Origin of the sequence: Caenispirillum salinarum (assembly GCF_044803115.1) — a bacterium.
In the GTDB taxonomy this organism is placed as follows: domain Bacteria; phylum Pseudomonadota; class Alphaproteobacteria; order Rhodospirillales; family Rhodospirillaceae; genus Caenispirillum; species Caenispirillum salinarum_A.
Genome location: NZ_CP085224.1, coordinates 1,186,682 through 1,199,903, shown reverse-complemented (window position 1 = coordinate 1,199,903; position 13,222 = coordinate 1,186,682). Strand labels below are relative to the sequence as shown.

The following is a 13,222-nucleotide window of genomic DNA, read 5'->3' as shown; positions in this document are numbered from 1 at the left end:
CTCCGGCCGATTGCGAATAAGCAATTACGAATATAAGAAAAACCTGTTATCTTCGCTCCATCCCGTTGGACAAGGAAGGAGCATCCATCCATGCGCACGTTCATCCTGGGCGCCGCCGTGGCGCTGGCGACCGCTTTCGGCGCGCTGGTTTCCCCCGGTACGGCCGCCGCCGCCGACAAGACCTTCATCGTCGTCACCTCCGACGACCCGCAGACCCAGGCCATGGCGATGATCCTGGGCCACCAGGCTGTCGGCCACGGCGCCGAGGTGCGCGTGCTGCTGTGTGGTCCGGGCGGCGACATGGCGCTGAAGGGTGCCGAGATGCCGACCCTGAAGGGGCCGGACGCCACCCCGCAGCAGCTTCTCGCCGGGCTGGTGAAGAAGGGCGCGACGGCCGAGGTCTGCGGCATCTATCTGCCCAACAGCACCCACACCGCCGAGGACCTGATCGAGGGCGTCTCCCCGGTCAAGCCGCCGGTGATCGGCGAATACATGGCCCAGCCCGACGTCCGCTACTTCACGTTCTGATGCCAGGGAGCCGCCGCATGACGACCCCACTGTTCCGCCCGCTGCGCGCCCTCGGCCTCGCCTGCGCCCTGGCCTTCACCGTCACCGCGCCGCTGGCGCTGACCGCTGCCCCCGCGGTGGCCGCCGACGCGCCGAGCAAGGCGACGGCGCAGGTCAAGTCGGGCCTCTACGTCACCGCCAAGGAAGCCTACGAGATGATGCAGGCCGACCCCTCGGTGGTGCTCATCGACGTGCGCGACCCTGTCGAGGTCATGTTCACCGGCTTCGCCAAGGACACCGACATCCACGTCCCCTACAAGATGGCGAACCGCGCCAAGCTGAACGCCGAGAAGGGCGTGTGGTCCATGGAGACCAACCCCGCCTTCGCCGACGAGGTGGAGGCGAGGCTTGAGGCCATGAACGTGCCCAAGGACGCCAAGCTGGTGTTCATGTGCCGGTCGGGCTCCACCCGCAGCGCCCCGGCCGCCGACATGTTCCATGATCGCGGCTGGACCAACGCCTACACCATGGTGGACGGCTTCGAGGGCGGCAAGCGCAAGGACGGCCCCTCGGCCGGCGTGCGCGACGTCTCGGGCTGGCGCAACAGCGGCCTGCCCTGGACCTACAAGCTGCCCGAGAGCGTGGTCTACGTCGCCAAGGACTGACGGCGCGCCGCCCCAGGACGGACGAACGGCGGCCGCCGGGCCATCCGGCGGCCGCCGTTCCGCGTCTTTCGTCCGCGCGAACGGGTAAGGGTGCTGCACGAATGGATTGACCGGGCGCGCCGGTCGCGCTATGTGCGGGGTCCGGCGTTCTGGGGGCCTGTAGCTCAATGGTTAGAGCTGACCGCTCATAACGGTCTGGTTGGGGGTTCGAGTCCCTCCAGGCCCACCAGCGCCGGCTTCCTTTCCTGCCCCTCTACAGCATGGAATGAATGTCCGACGACGTGGTCGGATAGGCGAACATGACGTCCTTGAGGTCCGCCCTCGTCAGTCCCTGGCGAATGGCCAGCGCGAAGACGTTGATGACCTCGTCGGCGTGGGGGCCGACCAGATGGGCGCCAAGCACCCGCTCCGTCCCCTCCTCGATCAGCACCTTGTAGCCGTAAGCCGTTTCCGCGTTGTGGCGGGCGGTGAACCATTCCGCCGCGTAACCGCAGGACTGGCGCACGGGTTTGACCCGCGCGCTCGCCTCTGCCGCCGTCAACCCGACCGACGCGATCGGCGGCAGGCTGAAGGCGACCGTCGGCACTGCGCGGTAATCGGGCTCGGCGCCCGCGTCCTCCAGCAGGTTCGCCGCCACCACCCGGGCGTCATGGCTGGCGACAGGCGTCAGCGGCGGGCCCTTCTGCGCTGCGTCGCCCACGGCCCAGACGGCCGGATTGGTCGTGCTGCGGAGCGTCCGGTCGAGCGTGAGCCGCCCTTTCTCGGCGGCGACGCCCGCCGCCTCCAGGTCCAGGTCGGCGACCTGCGGCACCCGGCCGGCGGCGTGGACGACAAGGTCCGCCTCCACCGTCGACGGCCCCTCTTCCTGATGATCCAGGGTGACGCGGAAGCCGTCCTTGTGCTGCTCGATGCCGGTCACCTGGCTGTCGGTGCGCACATCGATGCCAAGCACCTGGAACTTCTCCATCAGGATTGCCACAAGATCCGGGTCGAACCCCTTCAGCATGCGCGGCCCCCGCTGCACCACCGTCACCGCGGCACCAGCCCTGGCGGCGATGCAGGCGAATTCCGCGGCGATGTAGCCGCCGCCGACGAAGGCCACGCGCTCGGGCAGGTGTCCCAGGTCCAGGAAATCGTCGCTGGATCGCATGAGGTCGGCGCCGGGGATTGGCAGCGGCGCCGGCTCCGCGCCCGTCGCCAGAACGATGTGGCGGGCGGAAACCTCGCGGTCATCGATGCGCAGCGACGTGGGGCCGGTGAAGCGGGCGGCCCCGTGCAGGGTGTCGATGCCGGCCTCGCGAAAGCCGTCCTCCACGCCCTTGGGCACGCTGTCCACGAAGGACTGCTTGAAGGCCATCAGATCGGCCCAGTCCAGGCGCAGGGCGCCGTCGACGCCGTGGCCCCTGAGGCGGTCCGCATCGTCCAGCGCGCGGGCTACGCCCACCATCACCTTTTTCGGATCGCAACCGCGCTGGGCGCAGGTACCGCCATAGGGCCGCCGGTCCACCACCGCGACGCGCCAGCCGGCCTGCGCGCAGGCCTTGGCGATGCCGCGCGCCGCCGATCCTGTACCGATGACGATGAGGTCGTAGTCCGGGGCAGGCATGCGGCGGCCTCCTGGCTGGTGGAACTCCTGCCGCGTCAACGCTTTGACCGGCGCCCTGGGTCAGGCGGCGGCCTCGGCACGACGGTTGAGGCGCAGCAGGGTGCCGGTGAGGAACATGGCGAAGCTCACCCACAGAAGGTACGGGACGAACAGCCAGCCGGCCAGCGGGTCGATGCTGAAGAACAGGGCCATGGTGGCCGCGACCGCCGCCCACAGCGCCAGCCCCTCCGCCAGGGCCAGGCCGATGCGCTTCATGCCGAAGAAGATGCCCGACCATGCGGCGTTGAGCACCAGTTGCACGGCATAGAGGATCATGGCCGTCTGCGCGCCGGCCCATCCGCCGGCCTCGCGCCAGACCAGCCACCCGGCCACGGCGATCATCAGATAGAGGATCGACCACACCGGCGCGAACAGCCAGTTGGGCGGGTTCCACGACGGTTTGCGCAGACGCGCGTACCAGTCGTCCGGCGGGAACAGGGCTCCCGACGAGGCGGCGACGACATTGACGCCGATAAAAACAAGAAGGCTCCAAACTCCGTCCATGGACCCGGCTCCCGGTCGGTGTTGGTGATCTGATTGCCCGCTCTGTACGCGCGGCGGGGCGGCCTGGGTCACCGGGACGGCGCTGGGCCTGCCGGTCAGATGCCGCCGCTGCCGTCGCCGCCGTCGTCCTCCGCCTGCTCCCGCCGGCGGTGGAGCGTCAGGCCGATCTCGTCCAGCACCTCCTGCTCCTTGCGGTCGCGTTCATGCTTTTCCCGCAGGTCGCGGTTGGCCTGGGTGATCTCGTAGGTCTTGAGTTCCTTGAAGGCTTCCGACAGGTCGTCGCGGGCGGCCTCGATGGCCTTGCGGATGTTGGCCAGCGACTGGGCCAGGCGCTCCTGCCGCTCCTTGTGGCGCTGGACGTAGGCGCCGAAGGTCAGACCCAGCGCCGGGTCCTCGCGCACTGCCGCCTGCTCGCGCACCATCTCCTCGCGCAGGGCCTGCTGGCGGTCGAGAATCTCCTGCTCGGTGCGCTCCAGGTCGGCCAGCGCCCGGCGCTTCTCGTCCACCTGGTGCTTGTGCAGGCGGATGAGCCCGCGCAGTCCCCTGTCGGCCATGCCCCTATTCCGTCATCCGTCAGCGGCCCTGCTGCTGGCGTTGCGGCCGCTGTTTCTGCTGCGGCGCCTGCTGCTGCGGCTGCGGCTGCGGCTGCTGCTGCTGAGGCGGCACCGGCTCTCCGTCGGGGCCGGGCGCTGTGGACAGCACCTGGACAAGCTGCTGATAGCCGTCGTCCAGCGTCGCCCGTTCGGTCTTTTTCTGCGACAGGAACTGTTCCAGCAGCGGGTAATAGAAGATGGCCTCATCCACCTCGGGGTTTGATCCCTTGCGGTAGGCGCCCAGGCGGATCAGCTCCGCCATGTCCTCGTAGGTGGACAGAAGGCGGCGGGCCAACTGGACGATCTGGTTCTGCTCCTCGGTGTTGCAGCCCGGCATGGTACGTGAGACCGAGCGCAGGATGTTGATGGCGGGATACCGTCCGCGCTCGGCGATCTGGCGCTCCAGCACGATGTGGCCGTCCAGGATGCCGCGCACGGCATCCGAAATGGGCTCGTTGTGGTCGTCGCCCTCCACCAGCACCGTGAACAGGCCGGTGATGGAGCCCTGCCCCGGCGCGCCCGGTCCGGCGCGCTCCAGCAGCTTGGGCAGCTCGGCGAAGACGGTCGGCGTGTAGCCCTTGGAGGCCGGCGGCTCGCCCGCCGACAGGCTGATCTCGCGCTGGGCCATGGCGAAGCGCGTCACGCTGTCCATCAGGCAGAGCACGTTCTTGCCCTGGTCGCGGAAGTACTCGGCCACCGACAGCGTCATGTAGGCCGCCTGGCGGCGCATGAGCGGGGCTTCATCGGACGTCGCCACCACGACGACGGAGCGGGCCATGCCCTCGGGCCCCAGGTCGTCCTCGATGAACTCGCGCGCCTCGCGCCCGCGCTCGCCGATCAGGCCGACGACGATGACGTCGGCACCCGAATAGCGCGCCAGCATGGACAGGACCGAGCTTTTGCCCACGCCCGAGCCCGCGAAGATGCCCATGCGCTGGCCCAGGCAGCAGGTCAGGAAGGTGTTCATGGCCCGGATGCCGACATCCAGCTTGCCGCCGACACGCTGGCGCTTGGCCGCCGCGGGTGGGGCGCTGCGGATGGGGTAGGCCTGCTCGCCGGCCGGCAGAGGACCCTTGTCGTCCACCGCCTCGCCCATGGCATTGATGACGCGCCCCTGCCACTCCAGCGTCGGATAGACGGCGGGTTCCGCATCCTCCACCTCCGCCCGGGCGCCCAGCGCGACGCCACCCAGGCCGCCGAACGGCAGCAGCAGGGCGCGGCCCTCGCGGAAGCCCACCACCTCGCACGGCAGCCGGCGGCCGTCGCGGGCATGGATGATGACACGGTCGCCCACCGACACGCTGGTCTGAATGCCGCCCACCTGCACCAGCAGTCCCTGCACGGCGACGACACGGCCGAAAGACCGGGAATCCGGCAGGCGGTCTAGCTCGTTTACGATGTTGCGGACGTGGACGGTCACCTGTTATCACCCCGGTTCGCGGACAGCCGCGCGGACCCTAGCCCGATGCGCCGCGGAACGAAAGAGGCAGTCCGAAACGTTTCTCTCCAACCTACGGAGCGTCGCGGATGCAGCCGTCAGTATGAAACGGCTCGCTTAACACGGCGTAAAGACTCCGTTGCACAAGGCGGCGGGGCATTCTATCGTAGGCTAATACCGCTCCCCCACGTGAGGCAGGCGATTCAGTATGCGCGTTCTTCTGGTCGAAGACGATCCCCATACGGCTAAGTCGGTGGAGCTGATGCTCCGGCGGGAGAACTGGGTCGTGGATTCCACGGATCTGGGCGAGGACGGCCTGGAAATCGGCCGTTTGTACGACTACGACATCATTATTCTGGACCTCATGCTGCCCGACATGGACGGGCTGGAGGTCATCCGCCGCCTGCGCCAGGCGGGGGTGGAGACGCCGGTGATGATCCTGTCGGGCCTCAACCAGCCGGAAAAGAAGATCAAGGGCCTGGGCTCGGGTGCCGACGATTACCTGACCAAGCCCTTCGACACGGGCGAGATGGTGGCGCGCTGCCAGGCCATCGTGCGCCGCGCCAAGGGCCACGCCCAGGCCGTGGTGCGCGTCGGCCGGCTGGAGGTCAACCTTGACGCCCGCACCGTCTGCGTCGACGGCGAGCCCCTGCACCTGACCGGCAAGGAATACGGCATCCTGGAACTGCTCGCCCTGCGCAAGGGCTCGACCCTGACCAAGGAGCAGTTTCTCAACCACCTCTACGGCGGCATTGACGAGCCCGAGCTGAAGATCATCGACGTCTTCATCTGCAAGCTGCGCAAGAAGCTGACCCAGGCGACCGGCGGCATCAACTACATCGAGACCGTCTGGGGCCGCGGTTATGTCCTGCGCGAGCCGGTCAACCCGGCCGTCACCCCCGGCGGCGCCGCCACGCGCGAGGCCGCGGCGCGGGCCTGACGCGCCCTCCACTCCGACACGCGATCTTTCGACATGCGCCGGTTCCGCCGGCGTAACGGCCGCCGCGCGTGATCCGGCGGCGCGAAGGCCTCGTAAGTTCTGCAATCGCGATGACGATACAGGGTGGCCACCCCAGTTCCCGCGTCAACCAGACAGAGAGGCTTGGACCATGACCTTCGTGACCGCCCTGCGCGCCGCCGCCATTGCGGCGCCCATCGCCCTGTTCGCCGCCCTGCCCGCCAAGGCCGCCGACATTGTCGACACCGCCGCCGGCAATGAGTCCTTTTCCACCCTGGTCGCCGCCGTGAAGGCCGCCGGGCTCGTCGACACGCTGAAGGGCGAAGGCCCGTTCACCGTCTTCGCGCCGACCAACGAGGCGTTTGAGAAACTGCCCGAGGGTACGGTGCAAACGCTGCTCAAGCCCGAGAACAAGCAGCAGCTGACCGACATCCTCACCTACCACGTGATTCCCGGCAAGGTGATGTCGGGGGACATCGAGGGCGAGATGATGGTGAAGACCGTCAACGGCGCCGAACTCAAGGTCGCCGCCACCGACGGCGGCGTGATGGTGGGCGACGCCACGGTCACCCAGGCCGACCTGGAAGCTGACAACGGCGTCATCCACGTCATCGACACGGTGGTGATGCCGCCCAAGAGCATGTAAGGCCGCACCGGCGCATCAGATCCAAGCGCCGCCAGCACCCAGGGAAGCCCGCCGTGGAAACGCGGCGGGCTTTTCCATTTCGGGAATCGAGCAGTGCAAGGACGTCGTCGCGCGCCTGACGGGCCGCCGCAATCCAGGGTTTGATGGTCTTCACCGACCGAACCGAAGGAGCGTCCGCCTGGGGACGCTTCCAGGCGAACCCAAGATGGGCAAGGCGTTCGGGCGGGTTCGGCGCGGACGCGACGGGCTGCCGGCCGGAAGGCGGTATCGAAGGGCTTTGTGCCCAGCCTGACGATCCCGGTCCTCCGGCACCACCACCAGCAGATCGCGGCCGCCGGGGTCGGATCGTCCGGCGGTGCGGCCGGGTGCATGCTCATGCCCGAGAACGAAACGACGGCGCCGCCTGGGAAGACGGCGCCGCCATGGCGTCGGTGCAGCCTGCCCGGCCGGCGCTAGCTGCCGGTGCCCAGCGAGGGCGCCCCGGCGGGCGCGCCCGGCTTGTTGACGGCGTAGACACCGCGCTGGCCGGGGATGGGCTTGAACTTGTCGGAGATGCCCAGCACCGTCTCGGCACCACCCAGATAGAGCACGCCGTCATCGGTCAGCTGGCGCGACATGTTCTCCAGCACCTTGCCCTTCGTCGCCTGGTCGAAGTAGATCAGCACGTTGCGGCAGAAGATGACGTCGAAAGTGCCCAGCGCCTTCAGGTCGGACAGCAGGTTCCACTCCTTGTACTGCACCATGGCGCGCAGCGAGGGGTCGATCTCCCACTGGTCTTCCTTCTTCTTGAAGTACTTGACCATGAGCTGGATGGGCAGGCCGCGCTGCACCTCGAACTGCGAGTACAGGCCGGCGCGGGCCTTTTGCAGGACCTCGCGGCTGATGTCGGTGCCGACGATGTCGACGCGCCAGCCCGGCATCTTGGCCGCCGCTTCCTTCAGGATGATCGCCAGCGAGTACGGCTCCTGCCCCGACGAGGCCGCCGCGCACCAGATGCGGAAGCTTTTCTTGCTGGCGCGGGCCTTCAGCAGGTTGGGCAGCACCACGTCGCGGAACTGCTCGAACGGCTTCATGTCGCGGAAGAAGAACGACTCGTTGGTCGTCATGGCCTCGGTCACGTCCTGGGCCAGCGACTCGTCGCGCCGGCGCAGCTGCGCCACCAGTTCCTCAAGCCCCTTGAAGCCGCGCTTGCGGGCGACCGGCATGAGCCGGCTCTCCAGCAGGTAGGACTTGTCCTTGGTAAGGACCAGCCCGGACCGCGTCTTGAGCATCTGGGCGACGTAGTCGAAATCGTCCGGCTTCATGTCACACCCGCCTGTTGGCGATCTTGTGGAGGTAAGGGGCGATGTCGGGCAGCGGCAGCACCGCGCTGCACGCCCCGCCCTGCGCCGTGGCGCCGGGCATGCCCCAAACCACGCTGGTCGCCTCGTCCTGCGCGACGACGGTGCCACCCGCGTCGGCGATGATCTTGCCGCCCTTGGCCCCGTCGGCGCCCATGCCGGTCAGCACCACGGCCAGCGCCCGGCGGCCGTAGACCTTCGCCACGGAACGGAACATCGGGTCCACCGACGGACGGCAGAAGTTTTCCGGCGGCGCCTGGTTGAGCGTCAGCACGCGGTTCGTGCCCTTGCTCTCCACCAGCATGTGGTAATCGCCCGGCGCGATGTAGACGACGCCCGGCTTCAGCACCTCGCCGTTCTCGGCCTCCTTGGCGGTCAGCCCGGCCAGGCGGTTGATGTGCTCGGCCAGGATGGTGGTGAAGGTGGCCGGCATGTGCTGGGTGATGATGATCGGCTGCTGCACGCCGCCGCACTTGCGCAAGCCCCCAAGCAGGTTGAACAGCGCCTGCGGACCGCCGGTGGAGGAGCCGATCGCGATGATGTCTGGACGCTCCTTCGACGGCTCGCGCAGCACGATGTTGGCACCGGCCTGATGCAGCGAGGGCTGACCGGCCGATCGCGGGGTGGCGGCCGGCGCGGCGGCGGCGCGCGGCGCCGGCGAGGCCACCCGCGGCGTACCGCCCGAGGCCTTGCGCGCAGCGGCGCCCAGCGCCTTGACCTTGGCCACCAGTTCGGCCTTGAAGTCCTGGCCGCCCGTCAGCTCGCGCGAGGATGACGGCTTGGTCACGTATTCCGAGGCACCGGCCTCCAGCGCCTTCATGCTGATTTCGGCGTTGCGCAGCGTCAGGGTCGAGGACATGACGATCTTGACGTTCGGCGCCTTCTTCAGCAGCAGCGGCAGCGCCGTGATGCCGTCCATGACCGGCATCTCGATGTCGAGCACGATGACTTCCACATCGTGCCGGTCCAGCGCCTGCACCGCAGCCTGGCCGTTGCCGACCGACGCGATCACGGTGATGGCCGGGTCACTCTCCAGGATGCGCGTCTCCAGGCCTCGCACCACGGCGGAGTCGTCGACGACCATCACGCGGAACGGCTCGGACTTTGCGCTCGCGGACCGCGCGGTTCCGGCACCCTGGCTTAACGACAATGCAACAATCCCCCAAAAATAAGAGCGTCGGCCGATCGGCCCCGTTAGTCGAGCAGTCCGACCTGGGCGAACTTCGCCTGCAGGATTTCGCTGTCGAAGGGCTTCATGATGTATTCGTTGGCGCCGGCCTCGATGGCTTCCTGGATATGCTCGATGTCGTTCTCCGTCGTGCAGAAGACGACCACCGGCTTGTCGCCGCCCGGAAGCTTGCGCAGCTCGCGCAGGTAGTCGATGCCGTTCATGACCGGCATGTTCCAGTCGAGCAGAACGGCGTCGGGCATTTCGGCCTTGCAGGCGTCCAGGGCCTGCTGGCCGTCCTCGGCCTCCACCGTGGCGAACTCAAGCTCCGAGAGGATCTTCTTCGCCACCATGCGAATGACCTTGGAGTCATCGACGATCAGACAAGACTTCATGCCAGCACTTCCACCCCTGGATGATCTCCGCCGCCGCGGCGGTGGCTTGGGACCTAAACCGAACGAGGGAGACTTAATGCCACAACCGCCGCCGCCGTCAACCCGTAGGGCTGTTTGGGCGCCATCGACGGCCGACCTTGCCTCTCCCCTCGCAAAGCCCGACGCATCATAAGGAAAAGGCCGTGAAAAACGCAACCTCGGCGTGAGCGGGACGGTCGATTAACCGTCCCGCCCGCCGGGATCACGAACGGCTGCCCAGCGTCGCCTTCAGGGTTTCCAGAAGGGCGTCGCGGTCGAACTTGGTCACGTAGTCGTCGAACCCGACCTGGCGGCCGCGCTCGAAATCCTTCTGCGTCGCATGGCTGGACAGCGCCACCATGGGCAGATCGGCCCAACGGCCGTCCGCCCGCACCGCCTCGGCGAACCCGAAGCCGTCCATGCCGGGCATCTCGATGTCGCTGATGATGGCATCGAAGTCGTGCCCCTGCTCGCGCATCTCCAGGGCCCGCTGCGGTCCGTCCACCGACGTGACGTCATAGCCCGCGACGCTCAGCAGCGGCGTCAGCAGGTTGCGGAAGAACGGGCTGTCGTCCACCAGCAGCACGCGCTTCTTGCCGCTTGCCAGCGACGGCGCGGATTCGTCCGGGTTGCCGAACCAGTCGCCGAAGGCCTGGGTCAGGTAGTAGCCCGTGTCGATGACGTCGGTGGCCTTCTCGCCGATGATGGCGGTGCCGATGACACCCGGCTTGTCAGCCTTCAGCTCCACCTTCAGGCGGTCTTCCACGATGTCGACGATCTCGTCGACCACCAGGCCCATGCTGCGGTCGCGGTCCGAGAACACCAGCACCGGCTGGCGGCCCTCCTCGGGGATCTCGTAGCCCTGGTTCACGGTCACCAGCGGCATGAGCTGGCCGCGATACTGCACCACCGGCTTGCCGTAGGAGTGCTCGACGGTCGCGCAGTCCACTTCCTCCAGGCGGGCGACCAGCGCCAGCGGCACGGCCTTGAGGTCCTTGCCGCCCGCGCGGAACACCAGCAGCGAGGTGCGGTCGTCGCCGCGCGCGTCGTGCTGGGCGGCCGCCTCGGTCGCCGTGCCCGTGCCCATGGTGACCTCGCCGGTCGCCGTGGCGATGCCGTTGGGGTCCAGGATCATGATGACGGAGCCGTCGCCCAGGATGGTGTTGCCCGAGAACATGCTGATGTGGCGCAGGATCGGCGCCACCGGCTTGACGACGATTTCCTCGGTATCGAACACGCGGTCGACGATGATGCCGAAGGTGTAGGTGCCCACCTGGGTGACGACGATGAACGTCTCGGAAATGTCGCCGTCGGCGTTGGCCGTGTCACCCTTGCCGTGCTTGCCGCCGGCCTTGTCCGCCGGCACCCCGTCGTGGGTGTCAATGAGGTCCTCGACCTCCTCGTGCACGGTCTTCTTGCGCAGCTTGAGCAGGTTGCCCAGCGACACCAGGGGCAGCAGGCGGTCGCGCAGGCGCAGCACCGGCGCGTCCGAGATCATCTCGATGCCGGTCTCGCTGTTCTTGGTGACGCGCACCAGTTCCAGCACGCTGATCTGCGGAATGGCGAACCGTTCGTGCGCGCACTCGACGATGAGCGCCGAGACGATGGCCAGAGTCAGCGGGATCTTGATGGTGAAGGTCGACCCCTTGCCGGGCCAGGTCTTCAACTCCACCGTGCCGCCGATGCGCTCGATGTTGGTGCGCACCACGTCCATGCCGACGCCGCGGCCCGAGACACTGGTGACCTTCTCGGCCGTCGACAGCCCCGCCTTGAAGATGAACTGCGCCACCTGCTGGTCGGTCAGGTTGTCCATCTCCGCTTCCGTCGCCAGGCCGTTCATGATGGCCTTTTCGCGGATCTTGTCGATGTTCAGGCCGCGGCCGTCATCGCTGATCTCGATGATGATGTGGCCGCCCTCGTGGTAGGCGTTCAGCTTCACCACGCCCGTCTCGGGCTTGCCGGCGGCGATGCGGCCCTCGGTGTCCTCCAGGCCGTGGTCGGCGGAGTTGCGGACCATGTGGGTCAGCGGGTCCTTGATCAGCTCCAGCACCTGGCGGTCGAGTTCGGTCTCGGCGCCGTACATCTGGAGGTCGATCTTCTTGCCCATCTCGATGGACAGGTCGCGGACGATTCGCGGCAGCTTGGCCCATGCGTTGCCGATGGGCTGCATGCGCGTCTTCATCACGCCTTCCTGCAGGTCCGACGTGATGTGCGACAGGCGCTGCAGGGGTGCGGTGAACTCGCTGTCGTCGCGGCCGCGCACCATCTGCAGCAGCTGGTTGCGGGTCAGCACCAGTTCGGACACCAGCGTCATCAGGTTTTCCAGCAGTTCCACCGACACGCGGATGGACTGGCTGGCGATGGACGGCTCGGAGCCCTTCTTCTCGGGCCCGGGCCCGCCGCCACCGCCCGCGCCCTGCTTGGCCGGCGGCTGCGCGGCCTTGGCGGGCGGCTTGGCCGCGGGAGCCGGGGGCTTGGCCTCGGCCTTCTGTTCCTTGGGCTCGTCCTTGGGCGGAGGCGCGGCCGCCGCGCCTTCCTTGCCGGCGGCCTCCTTTTCCATCTCGGCGGCCATCTCGGCGGCGAGCTCGTACTCGGACCGGGCCTTCTTGCCCGACGCCGTGGCGGCCTCCACCTCGGCCAGAAGCTCGGCGGCGACGGGGAAGCCGGCATCCGATAGGACAGGCCCGCCGCCGACGTCTTCGGCGGCACCGCCGGCATCGTCCGCGCCGGCGTCGTCCGCCGGCTGCTCGGTCTCGGCGGCGCCCGCCTGATGCTCTTCCAGGCGGCCCTCGGCGGCGGCGTTCAGCTGCGTCTTGAGGTCGTCGTCGGTGCCCTCGGGCTCCTGCTCGGTCTGCTCGAGGTGCGCGAGGATTTCCTTGATGCGGTCGATGGACGTGAGAATGAGCGTCACCGCCGCCGGCGTGACCTCAAGCTCGCCGTCGCGGAACTTGCCCAGCACGTTCTCCGCGGCGTGCGCCAGGCTTTCCAGGCGCGGCAGGCCGAGGAACCCGCAGGTGCCCTTGATGGTGTGAACCAGGCGGAAGATGTTGGAGAGGATGTCCCGGTCGTTCGGGTTCTGCTCCAGGTTCACGAGTTCCACGTCGAGCGTGCTGAGGCTTTCCGACGTTTCCGTCAAAAATTCACTGAGCAGATCATCCATTCTCTTTCTCCCGTCAGGCAGCCCGCGTCCCGTGCGCAGGGCCACCAGCGCGCGTGGCGTCCCACGACCCTTCCACCTTCCCGTGCCGGAGCCTGCAAGACAGGGCGTTCCTGGCAAATTTCGGATGGGAACGCTACCACTTCTCGCCCGCCCTTAGAAGCGATCTTTACGCATGAAGTGGTATG

General features: G+C 67.9%; 12 protein-coding genes and 1 tRNA gene. 5 read left to right on the top strand and 8 right to left on the bottom strand.

Annotation, left to right across the window (positions count from 1 at the left end):
* Positions 1-90 precede the first annotated feature (90 nt).
* From LG334_RS05625 to LG334_RS05615, 3 genes are all read left to right on the top strand, one after another.
* Positions 91-528, top strand: coding sequence for a hypothetical protein (locus tag LG334_RS05625; protein WP_404384127.1), 438 nt, complete (start codon positions 91-93; stop codon positions 526-528).
* 17 nt (positions 529-545) lie between these two features.
* Complete coding sequence (locus tag LG334_RS05620; protein WP_404384125.1) at positions 546-1,172, top strand: rhodanese-like domain-containing protein; 627 nt, start codon at positions 546-548, stop codon at positions 1,170-1,172.
* Between the two features lie 153 nt (positions 1,173-1,325).
* Positions 1,326-1,401: transfer RNA gene (locus tag LG334_RS05615), tRNA-Ile, on the top strand.
* A gap of 24 nt (positions 1,402-1,425) precedes the next feature.
* On the opposite strand, the gene LG334_RS05610 is transcribed toward LG334_RS05615, so the two are convergent.
* From LG334_RS05610 to fliI, 4 genes are all read right to left on the bottom strand, one after another.
* A complete protein-coding gene (locus tag LG334_RS05610; protein ID WP_404384123.1) occupies positions 1,426-2,778 on the bottom strand; it encodes a dihydrolipoyl dehydrogenase family protein in 1,353 nt (450 codons plus the stop codon).
* Positions 2,779-2,838: 60 nt separating this feature from the next.
* A complete protein-coding gene (locus LG334_RS05605; protein WP_404384121.1) occupies positions 2,839-3,321 on the bottom strand; it encodes a TspO/MBR family protein in 483 nt (160 codons plus the stop codon).
* 95 nt (positions 3,322-3,416) lie between these two features.
* Positions 3,417-3,875, bottom strand: a complete 459-nt coding sequence (locus tag LG334_RS05600; protein WP_404384119.1) for a flagellar FliJ family protein — start codon at positions 3,873-3,875, stop codon at positions 3,417-3,419.
* Between the two features lie 19 nt (positions 3,876-3,894).
* Positions 3,895-5,334: a flagellar protein export ATPase FliI gene (gene fliI, locus LG334_RS05595; RefSeq protein ID WP_404384117.1), complete on the bottom strand. Its 1,440-nt coding sequence runs from the start codon at positions 5,332-5,334 to the stop codon at positions 3,895-3,897.
* Positions 5,335-5,560: 226 nt separating this feature from the next.
* Between fliI and ctrA the strand changes: the two genes are divergently transcribed.
* Positions 5,561-6,292, top strand: a complete 732-nt coding sequence (gene ctrA / locus LG334_RS05590) for a response regulator transcription factor CtrA (protein WP_404384115.1) — start codon at positions 5,561-5,563, stop codon at positions 6,290-6,292.
* A gap of 169 nt (positions 6,293-6,461) precedes the next feature.
* Positions 6,462-6,956 (top strand): fasciclin domain-containing protein, encoded by a 495-nt coding sequence (locus LG334_RS05585; protein WP_404384113.1) that lies wholly within the window; start codon positions 6,462-6,464, stop codon positions 6,954-6,956.
* 452 nt (positions 6,957-7,408) lie between these two features.
* Here the strand turns inward: LG334_RS05585 and LG334_RS05580 are convergent, their stop codons facing one another.
* The 4 genes from LG334_RS05580 to LG334_RS05565 form a co-directional block, all read right to left on the bottom strand.
* Positions 7,409-8,260, bottom strand: coding sequence for a CheR family methyltransferase (locus tag LG334_RS05580; protein WP_404384111.1), 852 nt, complete (start codon positions 8,258-8,260; stop codon positions 7,409-7,411).
* A gap of 1 nt (position 8,261) precedes the next feature.
* A complete protein-coding gene (locus LG334_RS05575; RefSeq protein WP_404386305.1) occupies positions 8,262-9,380 on the bottom strand; it encodes a chemotaxis response regulator protein-glutamate methylesterase in 1,119 nt (372 codons plus the stop codon).
* 110 nt (positions 9,381-9,490) lie between these two features.
* Positions 9,491-9,859, bottom strand: a complete 369-nt coding sequence (locus LG334_RS05570) for a PleD family two-component system response regulator (RefSeq protein WP_009539540.1) — start codon at positions 9,857-9,859, stop codon at positions 9,491-9,493.
* 241 nt (positions 9,860-10,100) lie between these two features.
* On the bottom strand, positions 10,101-13,037 hold the full coding sequence (locus LG334_RS05565) for a chemotaxis protein CheW (protein WP_404384108.1): 2,937 nt from the start codon (positions 13,035-13,037) through the stop codon (positions 10,101-10,103).
* Positions 13,038-13,222 lie beyond the last annotated feature (185 nt).

Excerpts from the sequence above, each read along its gene's own strand:
- LG334_RS05610 (WP_404384123.1), bottom strand. The coding sequence starts at position 2,778 with ATGCCTGCCCCGGACTACGACCTCATCGTCATCGGTACAGGATCGGCG.
- LG334_RS05570 (WP_009539540.1), bottom strand. The coding sequence starts at position 9,859 with ATGAAGTCTTGTCTGATCGTCGATGACTCCAAGGTCATTCGCATGGTG.
- LG334_RS05575 (WP_404386305.1), bottom strand. The coding sequence starts at position 9,380 with ATGGTCGTCGACGACTCCGCCGTGGTGCGAGGCCTGGAGACGCGCATC.
- LG334_RS05625 (WP_404384127.1), top strand. The coding sequence starts at position 91 with ATGCGCACGTTCATCCTGGGCGCCGCCGTGGCGCTGGCGACCGCTTTC.
- LG334_RS05605 (WP_404384121.1), bottom strand. The coding sequence starts at position 3,321 with ATGGACGGAGTTTGGAGCCTTCTTGTTTTTATCGGCGTCAATGTCGTC.
- LG334_RS05565 (WP_404384108.1), bottom strand. The coding sequence starts at position 13,037 with ATGGATGATCTGCTCAGTGAATTTTTGACGGAAACGTCGGAAAGCCTC.
- LG334_RS05600 (WP_404384119.1), bottom strand. The coding sequence starts at position 3,875 with ATGGCCGACAGGGGACTGCGCGGGCTCATCCGCCTGCACAAGCACCAG.
- LG334_RS05585 (WP_404384113.1), top strand. The coding sequence starts at position 6,462 with ATGACCTTCGTGACCGCCCTGCGCGCCGCCGCCATTGCGGCGCCCATC.
- ctrA (WP_404384115.1), top strand. The coding sequence starts at position 5,561 with ATGCGCGTTCTTCTGGTCGAAGACGATCCCCATACGGCTAAGTCGGTG.
- LG334_RS05580 (WP_404384111.1), bottom strand. The coding sequence starts at position 8,260 with ATGAAGCCGGACGATTTCGACTACGTCGCCCAGATGCTCAAGACGCGG.
- LG334_RS05620 (WP_404384125.1), top strand. The coding sequence starts at position 546 with ATGACGACCCCACTGTTCCGCCCGCTGCGCGCCCTCGGCCTCGCCTGC.